At 63.2% G+C, this 25,867-nt stretch carries 22 protein-coding genes; 13 read left to right on the top strand and 9 right to left on the bottom strand.

Going from position 1 to position 25,867, the window contains the following annotated elements; genetic code table 11:
• Positions 1 to 7: 7 nt before the first annotated feature.
• On the bottom strand, positions 8 to 682 hold the full coding sequence (locus GH663_RS18720) for a Crp/Fnr family transcriptional regulator (protein ID WP_083518333.1): 675 nt from the start codon (positions 680 to 682) through the stop codon (positions 8 to 10).
• Positions 683 to 873: 191 nt separating this feature from the next.
• On the opposite strand from GH663_RS18720, the gene GH663_RS18715 reads away from it, so the two are divergent.
• From GH663_RS18715 to GH663_RS18670, 10 genes are all read left to right on the top strand, one after another.
• Entirely contained in the window at positions 874 to 2,841 is a 1,968-nt protein-coding gene (locus GH663_RS18715; RefSeq protein ID WP_153133129.1) for an AMP-dependent synthetase/ligase, read from the top strand.
• A 2-nt stretch (positions 2,842 to 2,843) separates the two neighbouring features.
• The gene (locus GH663_RS18710) at positions 2,844 to 3,626 is read left to right on the top strand and encodes an ABC transporter ATP-binding protein (protein WP_066882933.1); all 783 of its coding nucleotides are present in this window, start codon (positions 2,844 to 2,846) and stop codon (positions 3,624 to 3,626) included.
• A gap of 12 nt (positions 3,627 to 3,638) precedes the next feature.
• Positions 3,639 to 4,553 carry a branched-chain amino acid ABC transporter permease gene (locus GH663_RS18705; protein ID WP_066882932.1) on the top strand — a complete coding sequence of 305 codons (915 nt, stop codon included), beginning with the start codon at positions 3,639 to 3,641 and terminating at the stop codon, positions 4,551 to 4,553.
• A gap of 16 nt (positions 4,554 to 4,569) precedes the next feature.
• Positions 4,570 to 5,646 carry a branched-chain amino acid ABC transporter permease gene (locus GH663_RS18700; RefSeq protein ID WP_066882931.1) on the top strand — a complete coding sequence of 359 codons (1,077 nt, stop codon included), beginning with the start codon at positions 4,570 to 4,572 and terminating at the stop codon, positions 5,644 to 5,646.
• A 91-nt stretch (positions 5,647 to 5,737) separates the two neighbouring features.
• Positions 5,738 to 7,060 carry an ABC transporter substrate-binding protein gene (locus GH663_RS18695; protein ID WP_153133128.1) on the top strand — a complete coding sequence of 441 codons (1,323 nt, stop codon included), beginning with the start codon at positions 5,738 to 5,740 and terminating at the stop codon, positions 7,058 to 7,060.
• 69 nt (positions 7,061 to 7,129) lie between these two features.
• Positions 7,130 to 7,957 carry an ABC transporter ATP-binding protein gene (locus GH663_RS18690; protein ID WP_066882929.1) on the top strand — a complete coding sequence of 276 codons (828 nt, stop codon included), beginning with the start codon at positions 7,130 to 7,132 and terminating at the stop codon, positions 7,955 to 7,957.
• A gap of 175 nt (positions 7,958 to 8,132) precedes the next feature.
• Positions 8,133 to 9,362 (top strand): phenylacetate--CoA ligase family protein, encoded by a 1,230-nt coding sequence (locus GH663_RS18685; RefSeq protein ID WP_153133127.1) that lies wholly within the window; start codon positions 8,133 to 8,135, stop codon positions 9,360 to 9,362.
• Positions 9,363 to 9,375: 13 nt separating this feature from the next.
• On the top strand, positions 9,376 to 9,876 hold the full coding sequence (locus tag GH663_RS18680) for a hypothetical protein (RefSeq protein WP_153133126.1): 501 nt from the start codon (positions 9,376 to 9,378) through the stop codon (positions 9,874 to 9,876).
• On the top strand, positions 9,873 to 11,030 hold the full coding sequence (locus GH663_RS18675) for a CaiB/BaiF CoA transferase family protein (protein WP_153133125.1): 1,158 nt from the start codon (positions 9,873 to 9,875) through the stop codon (positions 11,028 to 11,030). Before GH663_RS18680 ends, GH663_RS18675 begins: the two co-directional genes overlap by 4 nt.
• A gap of 103 nt (positions 11,031 to 11,133) precedes the next feature.
• The gene (locus GH663_RS18670) at positions 11,134 to 11,712 is read left to right on the top strand and encodes a hypothetical protein (protein ID WP_153133124.1); all 579 of its coding nucleotides are present in this window, start codon (positions 11,134 to 11,136) and stop codon (positions 11,710 to 11,712) included.
• Here the strand turns inward: GH663_RS18670 and GH663_RS18665 are convergent.
• Positions 11,709 to 12,569, bottom strand: a complete 861-nt coding sequence (locus tag GH663_RS18665; RefSeq protein WP_153133123.1) for an SPFH domain-containing protein — start codon at positions 12,567 to 12,569, stop codon at positions 11,709 to 11,711. The two genes, GH663_RS18670 and GH663_RS18665, sit on opposite strands and share 4 nt — an antisense overlap.
• Positions 12,570 to 12,581: 12 nt before the next feature.
• Positions 12,582 to 13,025: an NfeD family protein gene (locus GH663_RS18660; RefSeq protein WP_153133122.1), complete on the bottom strand. Its 444-nt coding sequence runs from the start codon at positions 13,023 to 13,025 to the stop codon at positions 12,582 to 12,584.
• 106 nt (positions 13,026 to 13,131) lie between these two features.
• Between GH663_RS18660 and GH663_RS18655 the strand changes: the two genes are divergently transcribed.
• A complete protein-coding gene (locus GH663_RS18655) occupies positions 13,132 to 14,028 on the top strand; it encodes an AEC family transporter (RefSeq protein ID WP_153133121.1) in 897 nt (298 codons plus the stop codon).
• On the opposite strand, the gene GH663_RS18650 is transcribed toward GH663_RS18655, so the two are convergent.
• Positions 14,029 to 14,520 carry a PhaM family polyhydroxyalkanoate granule multifunctional regulatory protein gene (locus GH663_RS18650; protein ID WP_066882922.1) on the bottom strand — a complete coding sequence of 164 codons (492 nt, stop codon included), beginning with the start codon at positions 14,518 to 14,520 and terminating at the stop codon, positions 14,029 to 14,031.
• An 87-nt stretch (positions 14,521 to 14,607) separates the two neighbouring features.
• Between GH663_RS18650 and GH663_RS18645 the strand changes: the two genes are divergently transcribed.
• Positions 14,608 to 15,270 carry a response regulator transcription factor gene (locus GH663_RS18645; protein ID WP_066882921.1) on the top strand — a complete coding sequence of 221 codons (663 nt, stop codon included), beginning with the start codon at positions 14,608 to 14,610 and terminating at the stop codon, positions 15,268 to 15,270.
• Here the strand turns inward: GH663_RS18645 and GH663_RS18640 are convergent.
• The 5 genes from GH663_RS18640 to GH663_RS18620 all read right to left on the bottom strand — a co-directional run bounded on the left by GH663_RS18640 (position 15,240) and on the right by GH663_RS18620 (position 24,390).
• A complete protein-coding gene (locus GH663_RS18640; RefSeq protein WP_153133120.1) occupies positions 15,240 to 17,330 on the bottom strand; it encodes a cache domain-containing sensor histidine kinase in 2,091 nt (696 codons plus the stop codon). The two genes, GH663_RS18645 and GH663_RS18640, sit on opposite strands and share 31 nt — an antisense overlap.
• A 4-nt stretch (positions 17,331 to 17,334) precedes the next feature.
• Positions 17,335 to 18,084, bottom strand: a complete 750-nt coding sequence (locus GH663_RS18635; RefSeq protein ID WP_153133119.1) for a class I SAM-dependent methyltransferase — start codon at positions 18,082 to 18,084, stop codon at positions 17,335 to 17,337.
• 9 nt (positions 18,085 to 18,093) lie between these two features.
• A complete protein-coding gene (locus GH663_RS18630; protein ID WP_153133147.1) occupies positions 18,094 to 21,546 on the bottom strand; it encodes an indolepyruvate ferredoxin oxidoreductase family protein in 3,453 nt (1,150 codons plus the stop codon).
• A gap of 148 nt (positions 21,547 to 21,694) precedes the next feature.
• A complete protein-coding gene (locus tag GH663_RS18625; protein ID WP_211371204.1) occupies positions 21,695 to 23,095 on the bottom strand; it encodes an FAD-binding oxidoreductase in 1,401 nt (466 codons plus the stop codon).
• A complete protein-coding gene (locus GH663_RS18620; protein WP_153133117.1) occupies positions 23,092 to 24,390 on the bottom strand; it encodes a GNAT family N-acetyltransferase in 1,299 nt (432 codons plus the stop codon). Before GH663_RS18620 ends, GH663_RS18625 begins: the two co-directional genes overlap by 4 nt.
• A gap of 124 nt (positions 24,391 to 24,514) precedes the next feature.
• Here GH663_RS18620 and GH663_RS18615 point away from each other — a divergent pair, with 124 nt between their 5' ends.
• Positions 24,515 to 25,855: a branched-chain amino acid ABC transporter substrate-binding protein gene (locus GH663_RS18615; RefSeq protein WP_153133116.1), complete on the top strand. Its 1,341-nt coding sequence runs from the start codon at positions 24,515 to 24,517 to the stop codon at positions 25,853 to 25,855.
• Positions 25,856 to 25,867 lie beyond the last annotated feature (12 nt).

Here is a 25,867-nt window from a genome sequence, read left to right as displayed (position 1 = left end):
GCCGGCCTCAGTCGCCGAAGCGGCGCAGGCCTTCGAGATCGAGAACGTTGATGCCGCCGTATTCGCTGCGCACCAGGCCGGCATCCTCCAGTACTTTCAGCGCCTGATTGGCCCGCTGGCGCGACACCCCGGCCAGATAGCCGAGTTCTTCCTGTGAAATCTGCAGCAGGCGGTTGGTTCCCGGGTAAAGCACCGGGTTGAACAGGGCGGCCAGGCCGCGCGCGATGCGGGCATCGGTATCGAGCATGCGCTCGTTCTCGATCATGCCGATGAACTGGCCGAGACGCTCGTTCAACTGGGCGATCAGGTAGCGGTTGAACGGAATGCTGTGGTCGAGCAGCCAGGTGAAGGTGCTGCGGTTCATGAAGGCGACCCGGCTTTCGCGCAGCGCCATGACGTCGTAGCGGCGCGGCTCCTTCTTGAGCAGTGAGCCTTCGCCGATCCAGGCGCCGGCGCTGATCCCGGTCAGCGAGGTGGTCTTGCCGGTGGTCCAGTGGCTGGCCATCTTGCCCAGGCCGTCGATCAGCCCCATCCAGTATTCGACCGGCTCGCCCTTCATGCAGATGAAGGCGCCGGCGGCGAAGGTTCTTTCGGTGGTGCCGGCCAGCGCACGGGCCATTTCCTCATCGGTCAGCGACTGCCCCCAGAGAGAGCTACGCAGCAGTTCCTCAGCGTTTTTCAAAATTAATTCCGATTATTTTGTGGATTGTCTGCCGGATGACAATTATACGTCGCCGCCCTGCATACACTGCGTCGCAACAGTCAGTGATCGTTGGGCTGCGCTGCAAGGTCTGTGTAAGGCAGCAGTTGCCCAATGCGTCGAACGAACGTTAGACCGCGTACCTGAAAACGCGGCGATGAGGAGACTAAAGAATGCCCAAGCAGGCGAATTTTGCCGCGCTGGACGGGTTGCACACCTTCCCGCGCTTGCTGTTTCATCACGCACAGACCCGTCCCGACGCGCCGGCCATGCGCGAGAAGTATCTCGGCATCTGGCAGACGTGGACCTGGTCCGACGTCGCCGAGCGCGTCCGCGCCCTGGCCTGCGGCCTGGCTTCGCTTGGTTTCAAGCGCGGCGACAACCTGGCGATCATCGGCGACAACCGGCCGCACCTCTACATGATGATGACCGCCGCCCAGTGCCTGGGTGGTGTGCCGGTGCCGCTCTACCAGGATGCGGTGGCGGCCGAAATGCTCTTCGTGCTGCAGGATGCCGGCATCCGCTTCGCGGTGGTCGAGGATCAGGAGCAGGTCGACAAGATGCTCGAAGTGATGGGCCAGGTCGGCACGCTGGAACACATCATTTACGACGACCCGCGCGGCATGCGCCACTACAACCAGCCCTTCCTGCACGACATTCACGAACTGATGGAAATGGGCCGTATCCACGACCGCAACCATCACGATTTCCTCAACCGCGAAGTCGAGCAGGGCCATTTCGACGACACCTCGGTGATGCTCTACACCTCGGGCACCACCGGCAAGCCGAAGGGCGTTTGCCAGACGCACGCCGCCTTCATCGCCGCCGCCCAGGGCGGCGTCCAGGTCGACAAGCTGGGGCCGGATGGCGACATCCTGTCCTACCTGCCGATGGCCTGGGTCGGTGATCACCTGTTCTCCTACGCTCAGGCGCTGGTCGCCGGCTTCACCATCAACTGCCCGGAATCGGGCGACACGGTGATGTCCGACCTGCGCGAAATCGGCCCGACCTGCTATTTCGCCCCGCCGCGCGTGTTCGAAAGCCTGCTCACCTCGGTGATGATCCGCATGGAAGACGCCGGCAAGCTGAAACAGAAAATGTTCCACCACTTCATGGCGGTGGCCAAGCGCTGCGGCGCCGACATCCTCGACGGCAAGTCGGTCAGCTTCGGCGACCGCCTGCAGTACTGGCTCGGCAATCTGCTGGTCTACGGACCGCTGCGCAACGTGCTTGGCATGAGCCGCATCCGCGTCGCCTATACGGCCGGTGCGGCGATCGGGCCGGAACTGTTCCGCTTCTACCGCTCGATGGGCATCAACCTCAAGCAGTTCTACGGCCAGACCGAGACCTGCGCCTACGTCTGCCTGCAGCCGGATGGCCAGATCAAGTTCGATTCCGTCGGTCAACCGGCCCCTGGCGTCGAAATCAAGATTGCCGACAACGGCGAGGTGCTGGTCAAGGGGCCGATGCTGTTGAAGGAATACTACAAGCGGCCGGACGCCACCGCCGAGTCGATCAATGCCGACGGCTACTTCATGACCGGCGACGCCGGCTTCCTCGACGAGGACGGCCACCTGAAGATCATCGACCGCGCCAAGGACGTCGGCAAGCTGTCGAACGGCGCGATGTTCGCCCCCAACTACATCGAGAACAAGCTGAAGTTCTTCCAGCACATCAAGGAAGTCGTCTGTTTCGGCCACGACCGCGACATGGTCTGCGCCTTCGTCAATATCGACGTCGGGGCGGTCGGCAACTGGGCCGAACGGCGCGGCATCGCCTATTCGGGCTACGCCGACCTGGCCGGCAAGCCGGAAGTGCTGGAACTGATCCGCGAATGCGTCGAGCAGATCAACGCCGACCTGGTCAGCGACGCGATGGTCGCCGATTCGCAGATCCATCGTTTCCTGGTGCTGCACAAGGAACTCGATCCTGACGATGACGAACTGACCCGGACCCGTAAGGTGCGCCGCAACTTCGTCGCCGAAAAATACAAGGTGCTGATCGATGCGCTGTACAGCGGCAAGACGAATCAGTTCATCGAAACCGAGGTCAAGTTCGAGGACGGCCGGCGCGGCAAGATTTCCGCCGACCTGAAGATTCTCGATGCGAAAACCTTCCCGATCGTGAAAAAGGCTGCCTGAACATGAGCAAAAAAATAGGCGACGTCATTCTCGACCTGCAGAACATTTCGCTGCGCTTCGGTGGCGTTAAGGCGCTGACCGACATTTCCTTCAACGTCCGCCAGCACGAAATCCGCGCCATCATCGGCCCGAACGGGGCCGGCAAGAGTTCGATGCTGAACGTCATCAACGGCGTCTACCACCCGCAGGAAGGCAAGATCTTCTGGCACGGTAACGAGCGCAAGCGGATGGAGCCGCACATGGCGGCGCAGCAAAATATTGCCCGTACCTTCCAGAACATCGCGCTGTTCAAGGGCATGAGCGTGCTCGACAACATCATGACCGGGCGCATTACCAAGATGAAGGCCAACTTCGTCGAGCATGCGCTGTGGTTCGGCCGGGCCCGCAAGGAGGAGCTGGAACATCGCAAGAAAGTCGAGGAAGTGATCGACTTTCTGGAAATTCAGCACATCCGCAAGACTCCCGTCGGTCGACTGCCCTACGGCCTGCAAAAGCGCGTCGAACTCGGCCGCGCCCTGGCCGCCGAGCCGTCGATGCTGCTCCTCGACGAGCCGATGGCCGGCATGAACGTCGAAGAGAAACAGGACATGTGCCGCTTCATCCTCGACGTCAATGACCAGTTCGGCACCACCATCGTGCTGATCGAGCACGACATGGGCGTCGTCATGGACATTTCCGACCGCGTCGTCGTGCTCGACTACGGCAAGAAGATCGGCGATGGCGTGCCGGACGAAGTGAAGAACAACGAAGACGTGATCAAGGCCTATCTGGGCGCCGGTCACTGAGGAGCGGGCGAGATGAATTTCTTTTTCGAAGTATTGATTGGCGGTCTGCTGTCCGGCGTCATGTACGCCCTGGTCGCCCTCGGCTTTGTGATGATCTACAAGGCATCCGGCGTCTTCAACTTCGCCCAGGGGGCGATGGTCTATCTGGCCGCGCTGTCGGTGGTCGGCTGCATGGAGAAGGGGGCGCCGCTCTGGCTGGCCATCGTGCTCGCCTTCGCGATCATGACGGCGTTCGGCATCGCCACCGAAAAGTTCGTGCTGCGCAAGCTGGTCAACCAGCCGCCGATCGCGCTGTTCATGGCGACCATCGGCCTCGCTTTCTTCATCGAGGGCGTCGCCCCGATGATCTTCGGCAGCGAGCCGCGCGCCCTCGACCTCGGCATCGTCGATGAGCCGATTCCCTGGATTCTCGACAACTGGAACATGGTCATCTCCAAGTTCGACCTCGTCGCCGCCGGTGTCGCCGCAGTGCTGGTCGCGACGCTCGCCCTGTTCTTCCAATACACCCGGGTCGGCCGCGCCCTGCGCGCGGTGGCCGACGATCACCAGGCCGCCTTGTCGATCGGCATCCCGCTGCAGCACATCTGGGCCATCGTTTGGGGTGTCGCCGGTTTCGTCGCTCTGGTCGCCGGCATGATGTGGGGCGCCCGCAACGGCGTTCAGTTCGCGCTCACCTTCACGGCGCTGAAGGCGCTGCCGGTGCTGATCCTCGGTGGCTTCACCTCGGTGCCGGGCGCCATCGTCGGCGGCCTGATCATCGGCGCCTCCGAGAAGCTGGCCGAAATCTACATCCCGCCGGTGATGCAGGATCTGTTCGGCGGCAACTTCGGCGGCATCGAGGGCTGGTTCCCTTACGTGCTGGCGCTGCTCTTCCTTCTCGTGCGGCCTGAAGGGCTGTTCGGTGAAAAACATATCGACCGCGTGTAAGAGGGGATAGAACAACATGCTTTACCGTGAAGCCGGTCAATTCAAGACCACCTACGCTGCCGACCAGCAACTGTTTCCGATCCGCCAGGACCGGATCGGGGTCATCGTGCTGCTCGCCGTCGCCTTCCTCGGGGTTCCGCTGCTGGCCAGTGAATACTGGTTCTCGGCGATCCTCATTCCCTTCCTGATCTTCGCGCTGGCCGCGCTCGGGCTGAACATCCTGACCGGCTACGCCGGCCAGTTGTCGCTCGGTTCCGCTGCCTTCATGGCGGTCGGTGCCTATGCCGCCTACAACTTCCAGCTGCGCATCGAAGGCATGCCGATTCTGGTTTCCTTCATGTGCGGCGGGTTGACCGCAGCCGGGGTGGGCATCCTGTTCGGTTTGCCCAGCCTACGCATCAAGGGCTTCTATCTGGCGGTGGCGACGCTGGCTGCGCAGTTCTTCATCGTCTGGTGCCTGACCAAGTTCCCCTGGCTGTCGAACAACTCGTCGTCCGGCGTCATTTCGACGCAGCGCCTGGTGCTGTTCGGGCACGAACTGACGACGCCGGTCGAGAAGTACCTGCTGGTGCTCTCCATCGTCGTCTTCATGGCGCTGGCCGCCAAGAACATGGTGCGGTCGACGACCGGCCGGGCCTGGATGGCGGTGCGCGACATGGACGTCGCCGCCTCGGTGATCGGCATCCGCCTGATGCCGACCAAGCTGCTCGCCTTCGCCGTCAGTTCCTTCTACTGCGGCGTGGCCGGTGCGCTGTACGCCTTCTGCTACCTCGGCTCGGTCGAACCGGACGGCTTCTCGCTGGAAATGTCCTTCAAGATCCTGTTCATGATCATCATCGGCGGTGTCGGTTCGATCATGGGCAGCTTCCTCGGCGCCGCCTTCATCCTGCTGTTGCCGATCTTCCTCGACGTCGCCCTGCCGTTCCTGGCCGGGCTGTTCGGGTTGCCCTTTTCCAGCGCCACCGTGTCACACATCCAGATTACGGTGTTCGGGGCGCTGATCATGTTCTTCCTGATCGTCGAGCCGCACGGGCTGGCCCGTTTGTGGCAGATCACCAAGGAGAAGCTGCGCCTGTGGCCGTTCCCGCACTAGTGCCAGCAGTTGCTGTTGTGTTACCAGGTTTTGCTGTGGTTCAAGCGGTGGGGCCCCGCCGCTTGTTTGTAATAACTGGAGGAGACATCCAATGATTAAAAACTTCAAACCCGTTCTGGCTGCAGCCGCAGTTTCCCTGACCATGCTGTCGCAAGGCGCCTTCGCCGCCGAAGAGCAGTTCTTCCCGCTGATCGACTATCGCGTCGGCCCGTATGGCTCGAACGGCCAAGCCTTCTACGGCGGCTTCATCGATTACCTGAACTACGTCAATCTGAAGGAAAAGGGCGTCAATGGCGTCCAGATGACCTGGGAAGAGTGCGAGACGGAATACAACAACGCCAAGGGCGTCGAGTGCTACGAGCGCCTGAAGAGCAAGGCCGCCAAGTCGGCCGGCCCGATTCACACGATGTCGACCGGGATTTCCTACGCGCTGATCGACAAGTCGGCCCAGGACAAGCTGCCGCTGGCGATGATGGGCTACGGCCGCACCGATGCGGTGGACGGCTCGGTCTTCCCCTATGCCTTCCCGCTGGTCACCACCTACCAGATGCAGGCCTCGGCCATCGTCAAGTTCATCAAGGACAAGAATGCCGGCAACCTGGCCGGCAAGAAGATCGTCTATCTGTACCACGACTCGGCTTACGGCAAGGAAGCCATCATCGCGATGGAAGCCGAAGCTTCGCTGAACAAATTCACGCTGGTCCAGATTCCGGTCGCCCACCCGGGTAACGAGCAGGGTGCCCAGTGGCTGAAGATCCGCCAGGAAAAGCCCGATTTCGTCGTCTTCTGGGGCTGGGGCGTGATGAACCAGACGGCGCTGAAGGCGGCCCAGAAGGTCGGCTTCCCGCGCGACAAGATGATCGGCTCGTGGTGGACCGGTTCGGAAGAGGACGTCGTGCCGGCCGGCGATGCCGCCAAGGGCTACATGGCCGCGACCTGGAACGTCGCCGGCAAGCAGGTGCCGGTGATCGCCGACATCGAGAAGGTGGTCTACGGCGCCGGCAAGGGCAACCTGCAGGACACCGGCAAGATCGGCACCGTCCTCTACAACCGTGGCGTGTCCGCCGCCGTGCTGTCGGTCGAGGCGATCCGCAAGGGCCAGGAAAAGTACGGCAAGGGCAAGGCGCTGAACGGCGAGCAGATGCGCTGGGCACTGGAAAACCTGAACATCACCGAAGCCCGCCTGAAGCAGGTCGGTGCGACCAACCTGCTGCCGGAAATCAAGACCTCCTGCGACAACCACGAAGGCTCCGGCAAGGTGAAGATCCAGCAGTGGGACGGTGCCAAGTGGGTGCCGGTCTCCGACTGGATCGAGGGTAACAAGGCGCTGATCCACCCGCTCTTCCAGGCATCTGCCAAGCAGTACGCCAAGGAAAAGGGCATCACGCCGCGTGATTGCTCCAAGGAAAAATAAGGCGAGAGAGTGGGGAGGCGAGGGGGCAACCCCTCGCCATCTGCCAGTTTCCATGCTTCGGGAACCGCTATGAGTACACAAACTGCCGCTCCGGCGGACAACTATCTGAGCATCAACAATATCGAGGTCATTTACGACCACGTGATCCTGGTGCTCAAGGGCGTTTCGCTCAACGTCCCCAAGGGGAAAATCGTTGCGCTGCTGGGCGCCAACGGCGCCGGCAAGTCGACGACGCTGAAGGCCATTTCCAACCTGCTGCACGCCGAGCGCGGCGATGTCACCAAGGGTTCGGTCGAGTACAAGGGCGAGCGCATCGACCAATTGACGCCGAATGAACTGGTCAAGCGCGGCGTCATCCAGGTCATGGAAGGGCGGCATTGCTTCGGCCACCTGACCATCGAGGAAAACCTGCTGACCGGTGCCTACACCCGCTCGATTTCGCGCAGTGAGTTGAAGGACAGCCTGGAGAAGGTCTATCACTACTTCCCGCGCCTGAAAACGCGGCGCACCTCGCAGGCCGGCTACACCTCGGGCGGCGAGCAGCAGATGTGCGCCATCGGTCGCGCCCTGATGGCCAAGCCGGAAATGATCCTGCTCGACGAGCCGTCGATGGGCCTGGCGCCACAGATCGTCGAGGAAATCTTCGAGATCGTGAAGGATTTGAATTCGCGCGAGAACGTCAGCTTCCTGCTCGCCGAACAGAACACCATGGTCGCGCTGAAATATGCCGACTTCGGCTACATCCTGGAAAACGGCCGGGTGGTGATGGAAGGCGATGCCGAGGGTTTGCGGACCAATGAGGACGTCAAGGAGTTCTACCTCGGGCTGAGTTCGGCCGGGCGGAAGTCGTTCAAGGACGTCAAGCACTACCGCCGCCGCAAACGCTGGCTGTCTTAGGCGGCAGTGCGCCGTTCAGCGCGGCGTTGTCGGCCGGCTTGTTTGCAGGAGCAAACGGCGCCGGCCTCCGCCTTGCTCTGACCGGCTACTTTGTCGCCTACCAAGCAGTTGTGGGCCCATACGGCACAAAAAAACCAATTCCTACGGTCGACCGCGAAAAAACGGAGAAAACCAAATGAGCTTTTACGACCCTCTCGAAACCCGCGATCCTGACGAGCGCGAAGCCGACCTGATGGACAAGCTGGCGCGCCAGGTGGCGCATGCCAAGGAAACGACCCCGTATTACTTCCAGTCGCTGGCCGGGATCAATCCCTTCGACTGCGCGACCCGCGAGGCGCTGGCCAGTCTGCCGCTGACCCGCAAGCGCGACCTGATCGAGCTGCAAAAGAAGCACCCGCCCTTCGGCGGCCTGAACTCGCTGCCGCGCAGCAAGGCCAAGCGCGTTTTTGCGTCGCCGGGGCCGATCTATGAATTGCAGGGCATGGACATGGACCATTGGCGGATGGCCCGCGTCCTCTATGCCGCCGGCTTTCGTCATGGCGACCTGATCCACAACTGCTTTTCCTATCACTTCACGCCGGGCGCCTTCCTGATGGAAGGCGGGGCGCGCAAGCTGGGCTGCGCGGTGTTTCCCGGCGGCGTCGGACAGACCGAGCAGCAGGTGCAGGCCATGGTCGACCTGAAGCCGGACGGCTATGTCGGCACGCCGTCCTTCCTGCGCATCATCGTCGAGAAGGCGGAGGAAATGGGGGCGGACATCAGTTCGCTGAAAAAGGCGATGGTCTCCGGCGAGGCGCTACCCGGCGTCACCCGCAACTGGCTCAACGAGCGCGGCATCACGGTGCGCCAGTGCTACGCAACGGCCGACATCGGTGCCATCGGCTACGAAACCGAAGCCGAGCAGGGGCTGGTCGTCGAGGAGGAGTTGCTGCTCGAAATCGTCCGCCCCGGTACCGGTGATCCGGTCGAGCCGGGCGAAGTCGGCGAGGTGGTGGTGACCACCTTCAATCCCGACTACCCGCTGATCCGCTTCGCGACCGGCGACCTGTCGGCCATCATGCCTGGTCGTTCTCCCTGCGGTCGCAGCAATGTCCGCCTCAAAGGCTGGATGGGGCGGGCCGACCAGACGACCAAGATCAAGGGCATGTTCGTGCACCCGGAGCAGGTCGCCGACATCGCCCGCCGCCATCCGGAAATCCACCGCATGCGGCTGGTCGTCGACAATCCGGGCGGCCAGGACCGGATGGTCCTGCACTGCGAAATCGAAGCCGGTGGTGAGGCACTCGACCAGGCGCTGGTCTCCAGCCTGCGCGAAGTGACCAAACTGCGCGGCGAAGTGGCGTTTACCACGCCCGGGGGCTTGCCCAACGACGGCAAGGTGATCGAAGATAGCCGGGTCTACTGACCCGGTTTTTTTCATGCGAATCCTGATTGTTGCGCTGGCCCTTTTGGCTACCCCCGCCTTGGCTGTCGAACCCCTGCTGCGCCCGTCCGCCCGCCTGTTGTTCAAGGAGCCGGAAATGCTGCAGAGCGGCCGCTGTGTGGTTTATGAAGAGGGGGGCGCCGGCTGGGTGATGACCGATCCGGTCTTCTACCTGAAGGGCGAGGTGCTGGCGACCGACGTGCGCAGCCGTCACCTTGGCAAATGCCCCGTCGTGCCGGGCAAGAATATCGAGCAGTACAGCCGTGCCGAATTCAATCGCCAGGCCTTGGCCTATCCCTGCGTCGGGCCGGAGGCCGCCGAGCGTGACGAGCAGATCGGCATCGTCCGCCTGCGCGTCAGCGAATGGGAGACGCCCTATGCGCGCAAGGCGGCCAATGCCGGCCGCCTCTATCGCGGCATGTTCATCGACCGGGAGTTGAAGAAAGACATGGAAATCGAACTCGAAGCCGACCTGCTCGGCGTTTGCGGACAATGAGCCGACCGGCGCCGCTGGCCGGCATCCGCGTCCTTGACCTGACCCGCTTGTTGCCGGGGCCGGTGGCGACCCTGCATCTGGCCGACCTCGGCGCCGAGGTGATCAAGATCGAAGATCCGCAGATCGGCGATTACGCCCGGACGCTGGGCACCGGTCAGGGCGAGGACAGCGCCTACTTCCGGATGATCAACCGCAACAAGCAGGGCCTGGTCCTCGACCTGAAGAAGCCGGAAGGCGTCGAAGTCTTCCTGCGCCTGGCGCGGCAGGCCGATGTCATCGTCGAAAGCTTCCGGCCCGGTGTCGTCGACAAACTCGGCATCGGCTACGCGACGGTGGCGGCGCTCAATCCGAAAATCGCCTACTGCTCGATCAGCGGTTACGGGCAGGACGGCCCGTACAAGGATCTGGCCGGCCACGACATCAACTACCTCGGCTACGCCGGCGTGCTGGAACAGATTGGCGAGGAAGGCGGCAAGCCGGCCATCCCCAATTTCCAGATCGCCGACCTGCTCGGCGGCGCGCTGACCGGGGTGATGGGCATCCTGGCCGCCGTCGTCGAAGCCCAGCGCAGCGGGCAGGGCCGTTATATCGACGTTTCGATGACCGACAGCGTGCTCGCCCATACCTATTTCGCCATGCTCCGCCTCAACGATGCCGGCCAGCCGGCACCACGCGGCGCCGATCTGCTCTCCGGCGGCCTGCCCTGTTACGCCACCTACCGCTGTGCCGACGGCAAGCACATGGCGGTCGGCGCCCTCGAAGGCAAATTCTGGCAAAGCTGCTGCGAGGCGCTGGAACGTCCCGAATGGATCAAGCGCCAGTGGGATGCCGGCCTGCGCGCCGAAATGGCCGAATTGTTTACCAGCCGCCCGCGGGATGAGTGGGCGAGCCTGTTTGCTGCGGTCGACTGCTGCGTAACGCCGATTTTGTCGCCCGATGAAGCACTCGATAACGCCCAGATCGCGGCTCGCGGCATGGTGTTGCGTGACGAGGGCCTGACCCAGTTCGCGCCGCCGCTGAAGCTTTCCGACTACCAGTTTGCGGTCCGTCAGCCGGCCCCCAAAGCCGGTGAGCACAATGCGGTCATTCTGCAGGCAGCCGGTTATTCGACCGAGCAGATTGCCGCCTTGCAAGCGAGTGGTGCACTGGGCTGATTGGCCGCACCAGGGGGCCGCTAATTAGCCAAGACGGCGGCTTGCCGATCAGGCAAACTGAAGCGGTTGCCCGCCCTCGACCGGGCCTGGATCAGGAAGCATCATGAACAAGCACATTGATGAGTTGCTGGACCGAATTCGCGACCTGCAGGACGAGCTGGAAGAGGAATACCGTCAGACCCGCGAAGATTGGGCGCAAAAGAAGCTCGAACTGGCCGAGGAATTGCTGCGCCAGCAGCGCCGCTACAAGACCGGATTATTCAATTTCCTGCGCCATAGCCGGCTGCTCGTCGTTCTGACCGCGCCGGTCATCTACAGCGGCTGGGTCGTCTTCCTGTTGATGGACCTCTTCGTCACCGTTTATCAGGCCATCTGCTTTCCGGTCTATCGTATTCCCAAGGTCCGGCGGGGCGACTACATGATTTTCGACCGGGAGGATCTGCCCTACCTGAACATCATCGAGAAATTCAACTGCTTCTACTGTTCCTACGGCAACGGCGTTGCGGCCTATACCCGCGAGGTGGCGGCGCGCACCGAGCAGTACTGGTGCCCGATCAAGCATGCCCGGCGGATCAAGGCGGCGCATGGGTGCTACCCGAGTTTCTTCGATCATGGCGACGCCGAGGCCTACCAGCAGGGGCTGGAACGCCTGCGCCGCCAGTACGGCGAGATGAGGGATTAGGGGCGGCGTCCGAACAGGCCGCGCACTGCCTCCTGCAAATCGGCCGGCAGGACGACGACTTTGGCGTTGTCCTTCTCGCCCATCCGTTCCAGCGCCGTAATGTATTTTTCGCCGAGCATGTAGGACATCGGCCCGGTCTGGTCGCCGATTGCCGCCGTGATGCGGCGGATGGCCTCGGCCGAGGCTTCGGCCAGCATGACCTGGGCGTTGGCGTCGCGCTTGGCCGATTCGAGCCGTGCTTCGGCTTCCAGAATGGCTGACTGCTTGGCGCCTTCCGAGCGGGTGACGACGGCCTTGCGTTCGCGTTCGGCGGCGGCCTGCATTTCCATCGCCTTCTGCATCGATTCCGACGGCTTGATGTCCTGAATCTCGACCGATTTCACGGTCAGGCCCCAGTCCACTGCCTCGTCGGCAATGCTTTCGCGTAGCCGGGCCTTGATCTTGTCGCGTGAGGAGAGCGCTTCGTCGAGTTCCATCTCGCCGACGATGGAGCGCAGCGTGGTCATGATCAGGTTGCGGATCGCCTCGGAGAAATCGGTGACACCATAGACCGCCTTGACCGGGTCGGTGACCTTGATGAAGGCGATGGCGTTGGTCAGGATCACCGCATTGTCGCGGGTGATCACTTCCTGTTCCTGAACGTCGAGGATGATGTCCTTGGTGATCAGCTGGTAGGCGATGCGGTCGAGGTAGGGGATGACGATGTTGAGGCCGGGCTTCAGCGTGCCGTGATACTTGCCGAGCCGCTCGACGATCCATTCCTCACCCTGTGGCACGATGCGCACGCCCTTGGCGATGGTGACCGCGACGAAGACCAGAATGGCCAGAACAACGATGAATCCTGCGCTGATTTCCATGTGTATACCTTTTTAAGCCTTGCTGACCTTGAGAAAACTACCTTCCACCGCCACCACCTTGACCCGTTCGCCGGCGGCAATTGCCGTATCGGCTAGGCAAACCCATTCTTCCGAGCCGAGTACCGGCCGCTGAAAGCGCACCTTGCCGCGTTCGAAGGGGGCCACGGCGCTGACCAGCAGGCCGATCTCGCCGATCACTTCGCCGTCGGCCATGCCGATCCGGGTCTTGTGGAAACTTTGCTTGAAGACGCGGAACCAGAGTACGACCATGGCCAGCGAGGCCAGTGTCCAGATCGCCAGTTGGGTGGTCAGCGACAGGTCCGGCATGCTTAATACGAGCAGGCCGACGAGCAGGGCGCCGAGCCCGAACCAGATTGTGAAAAACGACGGGATCGCCAGTTCGGCCAGTATCAGTACGATGCCGCCCACGATCCACACCCACCATTCAAGTTGCATGTCATCCTCCCTGTTGCGGCGAGTATTGGCGGTTTGCCGGGGACGGTCAAGCCGCTTGCGGTGATCCACAGTTGGGCGCCGACGGCGCAGCCTCTAAAATGTGCCGATGAATACCGCCCTGCTGCTGCTCCCCGACTTTGCCCTGATCCTGCTCGGCGCCGCCATCCGGCGCTGGATGCATTTGGGCGATCATTTCTGGAGCGGGGTCGAGAAACTGGTCTATTTCATCCTGTTTCCGGCTCTGCTGATCAATGCCATCGTCAAGACTCGGCTCGATCTGGGGGCGGCCCTGCCTTTGCTCGGTACGGCGCTGGCCGCGATGGCCGGTGGCATGCTGCTCGGGCTGCTACCGAAAATGTTCGTGCGCCTGCCGCCGCTGACCTTTGCCTCGGTCTTCCAATGCGCCTATCGCTTCAACTCGTATATTGCGCTGGCGGTGGCCGGCATGTTGTTCGGCTCGCCGGGCATTGCGACGATGGGGCTGATCGTCGGCGCCGCGGTGCCGGTGGCCAATCTGGTGTCGGTGTGGATGCTGGCTCGGCACGGCGAGGTCGGGCTGTGGCGGGAAGTGGCGCGCAATCCGCTGATCTGGGGAACGGCGGCCGGTTTTCTGCTCAATCTGCTCGGCTTCGTGCCGCCGGCGCCGTTGCAGGCGTTTCTCGGCCGACTGGCCGATGCGTCGATTGCGCTCGGCCTGATCACGGTCGGTGCCGCTTTGCGTTTGGAAAACACGCCGGGCGTGCGCGGCGTTTCGCTGTGGCTGGTGACGGTCAAGCTGCTCGCGCTGCCGCTGATTGCCGCCGTGACCGGCCGACTGCTCGGCCTGCAGGGCTTGAACTACCAGGTGGTGGTGCTGTTTGCCGCCTTGCCGACGGCGTCCTCGGCTTACATTCTGGCCATGCGCATGGGCGGCGACGGGCGTAGCGTCGCCTGGCTGATCTCGGCGACGACGCTCGGCTCGATGCTGACGCTGCCGCTCTGGGCAGCGTGGCTGCTGCGCTGATTACTTCTTGGCGCGCCGGCTGGCCGGTTTTTCGGGCGGCGTTTCGACCGCCTCATTGACCGCGGCAGCAGCGGCTTCGGCCGAGTGCTGCAGCTGTTCGCGCATCTGCTGCATCATCTGCCAGGGCCACATCGCGGCTTCGGAAAATGCCGTTTTTTCGGGGTCGACCGCAGCATTGAGAAAATCCGGCTGGGGCGGTGCCGTGGTTTCGTCCGAACCGGCCGCCATCGACTTGGCGGTGTCGGTCGCCATCTTGGTCATGGTCTGTACGGCGGAAACCGTGGTGCGCTGCATTTCCAGACTCTGAATGGTCATCTGCAACATCGACAGGTTCATCCGCAGCCAGCCTTCGACGGCCTTCATGTCCTTGATGCGCTTGTCGAGTTCATCGAGGTCGAAGGTCGGGGCAACCATGCCGGGCAGTGAGAATCCCATGTTGCCCCACATGTTGCGCATGAAGTTCAGCGGGTCGTTTGCTTGTTGGTTCGACATGTCTCGCTCCTCCGGTTGTATTACATCATCTTAAACCACTTCGTAATACAAAATGCTAAATTAGCGCCCGGTTGATAAGGGGGAAAAATGCTTAAGTTGCTGGTGGTGGAAGATCACGCGCTGGTGCGCGAAGGGCTGGTCCGTTTGCTGGGCCAGATCGAAGAGGGGGCAACTGTTTTTGAGGCGGCCGATTTCGAGTCGGCGCTGACCGTGCTTGATAATGAAGAGGAATTTGACCTCGTCCTGCTCGATCTCGCCTTGCCCGGAATTGACGGTTTTGCCGGTCTCGACATCCTGCGTCGCCGTTATCCGGCGATGCCGGTCGCCGTTGTTTCAGCTTTCGACGATACGCCGACCATTACTCGGGTCTTGAACCTGGGGGCCTCGGGTTTCATCCCCAAGGCATTTTCCGGCGAGGCCCTGCTCAGTGCCGTGCGCGAGGTGCTGGCCGGCAACATCTTCCGGCCGAGCGGCCAGAATGGTGCCCGCCTCGACGACGCGACGCCGGTGCCGCCGACCAAGGTCAGCGTCCGGCCTGACGAAGTCGGCCTGACCGACCGCCAGGCACAGGTCCTGTGCCTGATGGTGCGGGGCTTGTCGAACCGCGATATCGCCGATCAGCTCGACCTTTCCGAAGGCACCGTGAAAATTCACGCGACCGCCGTCTTCAAGGCGCTTGGCGTGACCAGCCGGACCCAGGCGCTGGTCGCCGTGGCCCGTTACGGCATCGACTTCGAAAACGTTTTCTGAAGCTGGCTGATCAGAGCACGCAGCTTGGCCGGGCGAACCGGTAGCGGCAGGGCGTGGGCCCCGTTCGGCAAGGGCGGGTGATCGGGGCCGACCAGTACGATCAGCGGTGAATTGGCCGGCAGTTTGCGGCTGACGGCGGGCGCCAGTCCAATCTCGGTAATGATCAGCGTCTGCGACGGCAGCACTTGGTCGCTACCGCCATCATCGTGGCTGACGTTGTAGTGCCAGCTTTCCGCCAGCTTGATGCAGTCGTGCAGGGCTTCCGAGGTGCCGATGCAGAAGATCCGGCCGGCGGCCAGCAGCTGCTGTTCCGGCGGCTCCCATTGCGGTGCCTTGCCGGCCCGGACATGCAGCGCGAAAGTCGTGCCGCGGCCGACCTGGGAGTGCAGGTCGATGCTGACGTCGAGGGCGCGAGCCAGGCGGTCGACGATGGAAAGACCGAGGCCGAGGCCCTTGGTATGTTCGCGCGCTGCATTGCCGACCTGATAGAACTCGGCAAAGATCGCCGCCTGGTGTTCGGGGGCGATGCCCATGCCGCTGTCGCGGATTTCGATCAGCACTTCGTCGCCGCGTTTGCGGGCGGCAACCAGCACCCGGCCGGCCGGTGGGGTGTAGCGCAGGGCATTGGAGAGCAGATTGGCGATGATCCGCTCGATCATCACCGGGTCCGATTCCAGCCACAGGTTGGTCGGGCGAAAGCGCAGGCTCAGGTTGCGGTCGGCCGCTGTTCGTCGGCCCGAGTTGGCCAGGCGCTCGAACAGGGGGCCGAGCGGGAAATTGCGGATTTCCGGTTTGACGCCGACGACATCGAGCCGGGAAATGTCGAGCAGCGAATCGAGCAGTTCGCCGAGAATGGTCGTCGAGGTCGAGATCTGCTCGGCCAGGCGCGGCAGGTTGTTGGCCGTGCCGCTGCGGATCTGCCGTTGCAGGTCGGCAGCAAACAGCGACAGGGCGTGCAGCGGCTGGCGCAAGTCATGGCTGGCGGCGGCGAGAAAGCGGCTCTTTGCCTTGTTGGCCCGCTCGGCGGCATCCTTGCGCCCAGCCAGTTCCTGCGTCGCCGATTGCACCCGCTGCTCCAGTAACTCGTGGCCGGCTTCCAGTTCGGCAGTCAGCGCCGCCATTTCCCGCACCTGGCGCCGAACCAGCAGGCCGCCGACAAGCAGTACGGCGGTGACAAGCAGGGCGAGGGTGCCGAGTTCGATCAGCCGGCTGCGCCAGCTGGCGAGCAGGGTCGCTTCCGGGATGGCGGTCAGGATACGCAGGTCGGCAAAGCCGGGCACCGGGGAGACCGAGACCCGCATGTTCTTGCCGCTGGCCAGTCCGGTTTCCGGGACGACGCCGCGCAACTGGCCGTCGAACAAAATATCGGCGGCTTGCGCGCCGAGCACCGGTGACTGGCGGCTGAGATCGGTCGGCCGACAGGAGGCGACAATCTGGCCGCGCGCATTGATCAGGACCGATTCGAAATCGTCGGAGAGCCGGTTTGACCAGCAAAAGTCCTGCATATAGGCCGGTTCGACGGCGGCGAAGGCGACCCCGGTGAAGGTGCCGCCCTCGCCGTTGATACGGCGGCCGATGGCATAGCTGTAGCGTCCTGAGTTGCGTCCGATGTAGGGGCCGTAGCTGGCTGCTTCGGCGCCGTTTTCGAGGGCGATAAAGTAGGGACGATCCTTGACGTTGATATGCGGCGGCGGGAAATAGGTCGAGATGAAACGCTGATTGCCGTAGCGGTCGAAAATGATCAGGTCGCGCAGTTGTGGCATGGCGCGCGAGTGGCGCTGGGCGACGTATTCCCAGCCCTGGCTGGCTTCCCATTTTTCCCAGTTGCGCCGGTTGTGCGACAGGTCGGTGGCCATCTCGCGCAATAGCACGTCGATGGCTTCGAAAGAGCGGGCGGTATGCTCGGCCATCATGATGCCGAAGTGCTGCAGACGACGCTCGCCGGCCTCGATGTCGCGATGGCGGGCGACCAGCAGGTCGGTCAGGAAGACCATCAGGATGGTCAGTGTGCCGATCAGCGCGACGAAGAGGGCGAGGGTTTCCGGCTTGCGTTTGAGCACGGGGTCAGAGCTGGTAGCAGTAGAGCGGACGGGGCGGCGTGCAATCGACGTCGATGATGCGGCTGGGAGTCAGGCCGGGAACCGGAAAGCTGTTGCTGATGAACAGGCTGCCGGGCTGCATCTCGCTTTGCGCCTTGGCCCACAGCTTGGCCATCGGCACTGGCGACAGGAAGGCATAGACGACGTCGTAGTCGCCGAGCCGGGCTTGCCAGAGATCGTCCCAGCGCCAGCGGATATTGGGCCGGCCGACGCTAAGGATGAGGCCGACCAGCCAGGTCAGTGGGGCGTTTTCGTAACCGGTGAAGTGGCTTTCCGGCAGCAGGTCGGCCAGTGGCACCGTTGTGCTGCCGACCCCGGCACCGAGATCGAGGAAGCGGCTCGGGCCGCGTTCGGCGAGCAATTCGGCCAGCGCGGCGACGGTCTGCTTATTGGACAGATAGAGTGGCACCTGGCCGCTGAGGGCGCCGCGGTAAACGAGCAGCAGCAGCACGAAAGCGAGCAGGAACCAGCCAGGCTCGATCTGCTGGCTGTGCGTGAACCAGACCAGCGGCATGAAGCCGGCGTGGATGGCGCGCCACCACCAGGGTTGGCGGGACAGCGTGGCGAAGACGAAAGCGACGCCGCCGATGGCGAGGCTGGTTGGCAACCAGGGCATCGGTTCGGCATTGAGGCCGAAATAGGGCCAGGCGAGGGATAAAACGAGGATGACAGCCGCCCCTTGCAGGGCGAACTGTCGCATTGGCGTTGCGGTCATGCCGCGATTTTATGTCATAAGCGCGTTTCTGGCCGTTTCCCGTACTTTTGTCGCTTTTGCCCAGGCCTGTTCGCGCACCGGGCCGAAGCCGCGAACTTCGCCGGGCCAGCCGGCCAACTGAATGGCGGCGGCATCGTTGCGGCGCTGCTCTTCGAGCAGATCGAGGTCGGCTTCGTAATCGGCGAGCAGTTGGCGGTCGAGCTGCCGGTCCGGGCCAAAACGGAAGGGGTCGAGCCAGCTGCCGCGCCAGCGCCGTACTCCGGCCAGCCCCTTGAAAACAGGCAACAACCAGGCACCGAAGCGGATCTTGCGCGGCCGGCCATCCGGGCCGGGGCGGGCAAAGAGCGGCGGCGCGAGGTGGAAACTGAGCCGCAAGTCACCGTCAAAGCGTTCGCCAAGTTGCTGCAGGAAGTCGGTTTCGGCGTACAGGCGTGCGACCTCGTATTCGTCCTTCGGCGCCAGCAGGCGGGCGTACTGGGTGGCGACGACCTGGGTCAGGGCGTCGCTGCCGAGGCCGCGAATGGCCGTGATGCGGTGCTGGTAACGCGCCGCTAGCGCCGCATCCTGGTAGGCGGTCAGGTGGGCGAGGCGAGTGGCGATCAGTTCGTCCAGCCCGGCTTCGACAAAAGGCTGACCCTCGATCGGGCCGGCGATTTTTGCCACTTTTTGCGGGTCGACCGCCGCCCTGCGCCCCCACAGGAAGGCCTGGCGGTTGGCCTCGACCGCGGCACCGTTGAGGACGATGGATTGGTCGATAGCCGCCGCCGAGACCGGGACCAGGCCCATTTGCCAGGCGTGGCCGAGGAGCAGCATGTTGGCGTAGAGGGCGTCGCCCATCAGCTTGGTGGCGAGGTGCTGGGCGTCGATGAAGTGCGCCTGCGCCTGGCCGATGGTGTCGACCAACTGCTGTTTCAGGCCGGCCAGCGGGAAATGCCAGTCGCGGTTGCGGGTGAAGTCGGCGGTCGGCGTTTCGGTACAACTGACGACGGCCCGCGTCCGGCCTTCGAGCATCTTCGACAGGGCTTCGGTGCCGGCGCTGACGACCAGGTCGCCACCGAGAATGGCGTGCGCTTCGCCGGTGGCAATGCGGGCGGCGTGGATGTCTTCCGGCCGGTCGGCGATGCGCAGGTGGGTGAAGACGGCGCCGTATTTCTGCGCCAGCCCGGTCATGTCGAGGGTTGAAATGCCCTTGCCGTCGAGGTGGGCGGCCATCCCGATCAGGGCGCCAAGGGTGATGACGCCGGTGCCGCCGACGCCGGTGACGAGCAGGTTGTAGGGTTGGGCGGTGGCGGGCAGCGCCGGCTCGGGCAAAAGCGGCCAGTTTTCATGGTCGACCGCGACAGTTAGCGCCTGGCCTTTTTTCGGCTTGCCGCCTTCGATGGTGACGAAGCTCGGGCAGAAGCCTTTGACGCAGGAGAAGTCCTGGTTACATGAGGACTGGTCGATCTGGCGCTTGGTGCCGAAGAGCGTGTCGACCGGGATGACCGACAGGCAGTTGGATTGCACCGAGCAGTCGCCGCAGCCTTCGCAGACGGCTTCGTTGATGACGACCCGCTTGTCCACCACCGGCATGCGGCCGCGTTTCTTGCGTCGGCGCGCTTCGGTGGCGCAGACCTGGTCGTAGATCAGCACGGTGACGCCGGGCTCCTCGCGCAGTTCGCGCTGCACGTTGTCGAGCTCGTCGCGATGGCGGATCGGCACGTTGGGGGCGAGGTCGGTGACCTCGGCATACTTCTCCGGCTCGTTGGTGACGATCACCGTCTTATTGACGCCTTCGGCCTCAAGCTGTCGGGTCAGCCGGGCGACGCTGAGGTTGCCGTCCACCGGCTGGCCGCCGGTCATCGCCACGGCATCGTTATAGAGAATCTTGTAGGTGATCGGCACTTTGGCGGCGACCGCCTGGCGGATGGCGAGCAGGCCGGAATGAAAATAGGTGCCGTCACCGAGGTTGGCGAAAATGTGCTTTTCCTCGGTGAACGGCGCCTGGCCGACCCAGGGTACGCCTTCGCCGCCCATGTGGGTGAAGGTCGAGGTGCTGCGGTCCATCCAGGTCACCATGTAATGGCAGCCGATGCCGGCGACGGCGCGCGAGCCTTCCGGCACCCTGGTCGAACTGTTGTGCGGACAGCCGGAACAGAAATACGGTTTGCGTTCTGCCAGCACGACCGGGGTTTTAGCCGCCTGCTGCTTGGCCTCGATGATTTTCAGGCGGGCGGCGATGGTCGGTGAGGTGAAGAAGCGGTCGATCCGTTCGGCGATGACGCGGGCGATGGTGGCGACCGGCAGTTCGCCGGTGGCCGGCAGCAGCCAGTTGCCTTCCGACCATTCGCCGATTTCGTCGAATTTGCCGATGACGCGCGGGCGGACATCCTCGCGCCAGTTGTAGAGTTCTTCCTTCAACTGGTATTCGAGCAGTTGCCGCTTTTCCTCGACGACCAGGATCTCCTCCAGCCCTTCGGCGAAATGGCGGACGCCTTCCGGTTCGAGCGGCCAGACCATGCCGACCTTGAACAGCCGGATGCCGATCTCGGCGGCCAGCGCATCGTCGATGCCGAGTTCGTCGAGCGCCTGGCGGACGTCGAGGTAGCTCTTGCCGGCGGTCAGGATGCCGAGGCGCGGCGTCGGCGAGTCGATGATCACCCGGTTCAGCTTGTTGGCCCGGCAATAGGCCAGTGCCGCGTAGAGCCGGTGGTTGAGCAGGCGTACTTCCTGGACCAGCGGCGGGTCGGGCCAGCGGATGTTGAGGCCGTCGGCCGGCATCGCGAAATCGGTCGGTAAAACGATGTTGACCGCAGCACTGTCGACGCTGACCGAGGCCGAGGTCTCGACGGTGTCGGCCAGCGCCTTGAAGGCCACCCAGCAGCCCGAGTAGCGGCTCATCGCCCAGCCGTGCAGGCCGTAATCGAGATATTCCTGGACATTGGCCGGGTAGAGGACCGGCATCAGCACCGCCTTGAACAGGTGCTCGGTCTGGTGCGGTAGTGTCGACGACTTGGCGGCGTGGTCGTCGCCGGCGATGACCAGGACGCCGCCGAATTGTGCCGTACCGGTGGCGTTGGCATGGCGGAAGACGTCGCCGCAGCGGTCGACGCCCGGCCCCTTGCCGTACCACATGCCGAACACGCCGTCGTACTTGGCACCGGGGAACAGGCCGACCTGCTGGCTGCCCCAGACGGCGGTCGCGGCCATGTCCTCGTTGATGCCGGGCTGGAAGGTGATGTGGTGCTCGGCGAGATGCTGCTTCGCCTTCCACAGGCCAAGATCGAGATTGCCGAGCGGACTGCCGCGATAGCCGGAAATGAAGCCGGCGGTATTCAGGCCGGCGGCGAGGTCGCGCTCGCGCTGCAGCATGGGCAGGCGGATCAGCGCCTGGGTGCCGGTCAGGAAAACGCGACCGGACTGGCGGGTGTATTTGTCGTCCAGTGTCGCAGACGGCGCGGCGCGTAGGGCCGTTTGAGCCATGTTGCTCATTTTTGTCTCCGGTTTTTTGCGCCTTGTGAGCGCTGGCGAAAATCGCGCCGCCGGGGGTGGTGGCGACGCGCGCTTTGGAGATTGGATTCTGGCTGCTGGCGGGGGTTCCGGCAATAGCCGGGTCAACCGGTCGTTGCGCTCAGTTTTTCTCGGCGGCCGGCGGCAGGATCTTGCCGGGGTTGAGTAACTGTTGTGGATCGAGCGCCTGTTTGATCGCTCGCATCACGTCGACCGCGACCTCGCCGTGTTCGAGCGGCAGGTATTTGCGCTTGCCGAGCCCGATGCCATGTTCGCCGGTGCAGGTGCCTTCCATGGCGATGGCGCGTTCGATGACCCGGCTGCTGATCCAGGCTGCTTCCTGCATGTCCTGCTCGTTGGCCGGGTCGACCAGCACGACGAGGTGGAAGTTGCCGTCGCCGACGTGGCCGAAGAGCGCGATCGGAATATTCACCTGCGCGATGTCCTCGTTGGTTGCCGCGATGCATTCGGCCAGCCGCGAAATCGGCACGCAGACGTCGGTCGGGAAACAGCGGCAGCCCGGCTTCAATTGCAGGCAGGCGAAATAGGCGTCGTGGCGGGCCTGCCACAAGCGGGTCCGGTCTTCCGGCCGGATCGCCCATTCGAAATTGGCGCCGCCGAGGTCGCCGGCAATGGCTTGCACCGTTTCCGCCTGTTCCTTGACCGAGGCCGGGCTGCCGTGGAATTCGAAGAACAGGGTGGGGGCTTCGGCCAGCGTCGTCTTGCTGAATTTGTTGATGGCCGACAGCGACAGCGTATCGAGCAGTTCGATGCGCGCCACCGGGACGCCGAGCTGGATGGTCTGGATCACCGTTTGCACCGCCGCGTCGACATCCGGGAAAGTACAGACGGCGGCCGAGATGGCTTCCGGAATCGGGTAGAGCTTGACGGTCAGTTCGGCCATGATGCCGAGCGTGCCCTCCGAGCCGACCAGCAGCCGGGTCAGGTCGTAGCCGGCCGAGGACTTGCGGGCGCGGCCGCCGGTTTTCATGATGCGGCCGTCGGCCAGCACCGTCGTCGTCGCCAGCACGTTGTCGCGCATCGTGCCGTAGCGGACGGCGTTGGTGCCGGAGGCGCGGGTCGCCGCCATGCCGCCGAGCGTCGCATCGGCGCCGGGGTCGATCGGGAAGAACAGGCCGCTGCCTTTCAGCGCGTCATTCAACTGCTTGCGGGTGACGCCGGCCTGGACAGTGGCATCGCCATCCTCGTGGTGGATGGCGATGATCCGGTTCATGCCGGAGAGGTCGAGCGAGATACCGCCGTTCGGGGCCAGCACGTGGCCCTCGACGGAACTGCCGACGCCGTACGGAATGATCGGCACGCCGTGCGCGGCGCAGAGCGCTACGGTCGACGCGATTTCTTCGGTGTTTTCGGCGAAGACGACGCCCCAGGGCAGCATCGGGTCATGCACCGATTCGTCGCGGCCGTGTTGCAGGCGGGTGGAGTCGCCACAGGAAAAACGGTTCTGGAATTGCTGGCTGAGCGCCAGGCGGAGTGCTTCGGGCAGGGAGTTCTGGGTCACTGGAGAAAACGGGTGGCTTGGTCGAGATCGGAGTGAGTATGCCCGTGATAAAGCGCCGTGACGAATTTTCGCCAGACCAGATCCGGTTCGCCGATGCGGAAGCCGTAATAGTGCGTTTGCTCGTGCTCGGTCTCCTGGACCACCTGCACACTGAGGCGGGATATCTCGTTACGGCCCAACTGGACGACGGCGGTCAGCCAGACTTCGCCGGGAATCGGCCGGCCGCAGCGGGCCCGGAAACCATAGCGGGACACTTCATTGACCTCGACCGGGATCGTGCCTTCGTTGGCCACCGTCGCGTTCAGGCTGGCCGGGCATTTGACCGAAAAGCGGCGATGCTGGCGGACCTGGCGGCTTTCGCCGGTGCTCGGCAGCGGCGGCAGGATCTTCTGGTATTCCGGCAGGTCGTAGATCAGGTGGAGCAGAGCTTTCTTGCGCTCGCTCAGCGTCGCGAAGACATCGGTTCGCTCGTTGAAGAAGTAGTCGATCAGGCTGGGGGTCAGCACCGGGTCGTTGGTCGTGAAGAAGCGGCGGTGCGGGATCTGGATGTTGGGCAGCTTCGCTTCAATGAAGTAGTGGTACAGATTGCGCCGGGCCGGCTTGTTGGCGTAATGCTTGCGGAGGATTTCCGGCGCCTGCTTGAGGTCGAGGGTGGCGCCGACGGCCGGTGCGCCATTCACGAAGTCGTAGTTTTCGACGACATTGGCCGACAAGCGGCGGAAAAAGAGCAGCGATTCGTACATCTCGATGTGCCGAGGATTGACCGCGATGACCAGGTGCCGGGTGTCGAAGAAGGCCGTGCAATACTCGTACATGAACTTCATCAGCGGGAACAGAACGGTGCCGCCGGTCCGCCGGAAGCGCGGGTGCACAGCGAGAGCGGAGACTTCGGCGATGTTGCCTTCCTTGGCACGGACATCGCTGAGATCGAAAATGCGCTGCAGCGGGAAGCCGATGGCGCTCTCGCGGATCAGCGAGATCGTGCCGACCACCTTGCCGTCGTATTTTGCGCACAGCGTCGTCGTCGTCGGCAGTGCGTGGTAAATGGTGACCCGCATGCCGGATGGGTCGGGGGTCATGAAGCCGCTGTCGACATAGGCATCGTGCAGCAGTTTGAAGCAGGCTTCGAGTTCTTCCTTCGTTTCGGCAATTTTCAGGACAAGGCGCTGGCTGGGGTCCGAATTGCAATCGACGAAGGAGCGATAGACCTTATGCCGCCGGGTCTTGGGGAGCAGGGCAAACATGCGGCGCGCGAGCTGGTGCAGAAAATTCCGCAAACGGCTGACAAGGCGCATGATGGGCAACTCCACGAAGACGGATATCTGCATTCATCATAGCACCTTGTTATTGACAGCTATTCGGCACCTCCGGACAATCAGCCCATACTTTTTAACCCCCCAGAGATCAGGAGAAACACCGATGCAAGCCAAGCTTTCCGTAGTTGCCCTCTCCGTTGCCGCTGCTTTTGCTCTCGCCGCTTGCGGTCAGAAGGAAGAACCGAAGCCGGTTGCCGCTCCGGCCGCCCCGATCAGCAAGCCGGAAGTGGTCGTCAAACTCGGCCATGTCGCGCCGATGACCGGTCCGCAGGCCCACCTGGGTAAGGATAATGAAAACGGCGCCCGCCTGGCGATCGATGAGCTCAATGCCCAAGGCATGGAGATTGGTGGCGCCAAGGTCAAGTTCGAACTGATGGCCGAAGATGACCAGGCCGACCCGAAACAGGGTTCCATCGTGGCCCAGAAGCTGGTCGATGCCAAGGTCAATGGCGTCATTGGTCACCTGAATTCAGGTACGACCATCCCGGCCTCCAAGCTTTATTCCGACGCCGGCATTCCGCAGATCTCCGGTTCGGCGACCAACCCGAAATACACGCAGCAAGGCTTCAAGACGGCCTTCCGCGTCATGGCCAACGACGTCCAGCAGGGCAAGGCGCTCGGCGAATTCGCCGTCAAGCAGGGCATCAAGACGGTGGCCGTCGTCGATGACCGCACCGCCTACGGCCAGGGTCTGGCCGACGAGTTCAAGAAGGCGGCCGAAGCGGCCGGCCTCAAGGTCGTCGCCAACGAATACACCAACGACAAAGCCACCGACTTCAAGGCCATCCTGACCAAGATCAAGTCCACCAAGGCTGAACTGGTCTTCTTCGGCGGCATGGATGCCCAGGGCGGCCCGATGGCCAAGCAGATGAAGGAACTCGGCATCAAGGCCAAGTTCCTCGGCGGCGATGGCGTCTGTACCCCGGAGTTCATGAAGCTGGGCGGCGAGGCGACCGAAGGCAACTATTGTTCGCTGCCGGGCATGCCGCTCGAAAAGCTCGCCAAGGGGCCGGAATTCAAGGACAAGTTCAACAAGAAGTTCAACGCCGAAATCCAGCTCTACGCTCCGTATGTCTATGACGCAGTGATGGTGATGGCGGATTCGATGAAGCGCGCCGACTCGGTCGATCCGGCCAAGTACCTGCCGGCCATCGGCCAGACCAATTACGACGGCGTGACGGCAATGATCCAGTTCGACGAATTCGGCGACCTGAAAGGCGGCGCGATTTCCGTCTATCAGTACAAGGGCGGCAAGCTGGAGTATGTCGAGACACTGGGCGGTGGCGCAGTGGCCGCCGTCAAGGAAGCCGCGGCGGAAGTCAAGGAGGCTGCCACGGCGGTCGCCGGTGCTGCTTCGGCAGCTGGGGCCGATGCCGTCAAGGCCGGCGCCGAGGCGGTAAAGGGCGCGGCTGAGGCCACCAAGGCAGCAGTCGAGAAGAAGTAACAACATTCATAC

It is taken from the genome of Dechloromonas hortensis (assembly GCF_009469765.1).
Classification (GTDB): Bacteria; Pseudomonadota; Gammaproteobacteria; order Burkholderiales; family Rhodocyclaceae; genus Azonexus; species Azonexus hortensis.
The sequence above is the reverse complement of the archived record's forward strand: the minus strand, read 5'-3'. Positions and strand labels throughout refer to the sequence as shown.

Bases quoted from the DNA above. Each gene is read 5' to 3' on its own strand.
- GH663_RS18715 (WP_153133129.1), top strand. From the start codon at position 874: ATGCCCAAGCAGGCGAATTTTGCCGCGCTGGACGGGTTGCACACCTTC.
- GH663_RS18710 (WP_066882933.1), top strand. From the start codon at position 2,844: ATGAGCAAAAAAATAGGCGACGTCATTCTCGACCTGCAGAACATTTCG.
- GH663_RS18705 (WP_066882932.1), top strand. From the start codon at position 3,639: ATGAATTTCTTTTTCGAAGTATTGATTGGCGGTCTGCTGTCCGGCGTC.
- GH663_RS18700 (WP_066882931.1), top strand. From the start codon at position 4,570: ATGCTTTACCGTGAAGCCGGTCAATTCAAGACCACCTACGCTGCCGAC.
- GH663_RS18695 (WP_153133128.1), top strand. From the start codon at position 5,738: ATGATTAAAAACTTCAAACCCGTTCTGGCTGCAGCCGCAGTTTCCCTG.
- GH663_RS18690 (WP_066882929.1), top strand. From the start codon at position 7,130: ATGAGTACACAAACTGCCGCTCCGGCGGACAACTATCTGAGCATCAAC.
- GH663_RS18685 (WP_153133127.1), top strand. From the start codon at position 8,133: ATGAGCTTTTACGACCCTCTCGAAACCCGCGATCCTGACGAGCGCGAA.
- GH663_RS18680 (WP_153133126.1), top strand. From the start codon at position 9,376: ATGCGAATCCTGATTGTTGCGCTGGCCCTTTTGGCTACCCCCGCCTTG.
- GH663_RS18675 (WP_153133125.1), top strand. From the start codon at position 9,873: ATGAGCCGACCGGCGCCGCTGGCCGGCATCCGCGTCCTTGACCTGACC.
- GH663_RS18670 (WP_153133124.1), top strand. From the start codon at position 11,134: ATGAACAAGCACATTGATGAGTTGCTGGACCGAATTCGCGACCTGCAG.
- GH663_RS18665 (WP_153133123.1), bottom strand. From the start codon at position 12,569: ATGGAAATCAGCGCAGGATTCATCGTTGTTCTGGCCATTCTGGTCTTC.
- GH663_RS18660 (WP_153133122.1), bottom strand. From the start codon at position 13,025: ATGCAACTTGAATGGTGGGTGTGGATCGTGGGCGGCATCGTACTGATA.
- GH663_RS18655 (WP_153133121.1), top strand. From the start codon at position 13,132: ATGAATACCGCCCTGCTGCTGCTCCCCGACTTTGCCCTGATCCTGCTC.
- GH663_RS18650 (WP_066882922.1), bottom strand. From the start codon at position 14,520: ATGTCGAACCAACAAGCAAACGACCCGCTGAACTTCATGCGCAACATG.
- GH663_RS18645 (WP_066882921.1), top strand. From the start codon at position 14,608: ATGCTTAAGTTGCTGGTGGTGGAAGATCACGCGCTGGTGCGCGAAGGG.
- GH663_RS18635 (WP_153133119.1), bottom strand. From the start codon at position 18,084: ATGACCGCAACGCCAATGCGACAGTTCGCCCTGCAAGGGGCGGCTGTC.
- GH663_RS18630 (WP_153133147.1), bottom strand. From the start codon at position 21,546: ATGGCTCAAACGGCCCTACGCGCCGCGCCGTCTGCGACACTGGACGAC.
- GH663_RS18620 (WP_153133117.1), bottom strand. From the start codon at position 24,390: ATGCGCCTTGTCAGCCGTTTGCGGAATTTTCTGCACCAGCTCGCGCGC.
- GH663_RS18615 (WP_153133116.1), top strand. From the start codon at position 24,515: ATGCAAGCCAAGCTTTCCGTAGTTGCCCTCTCCGTTGCCGCTGCTTTT.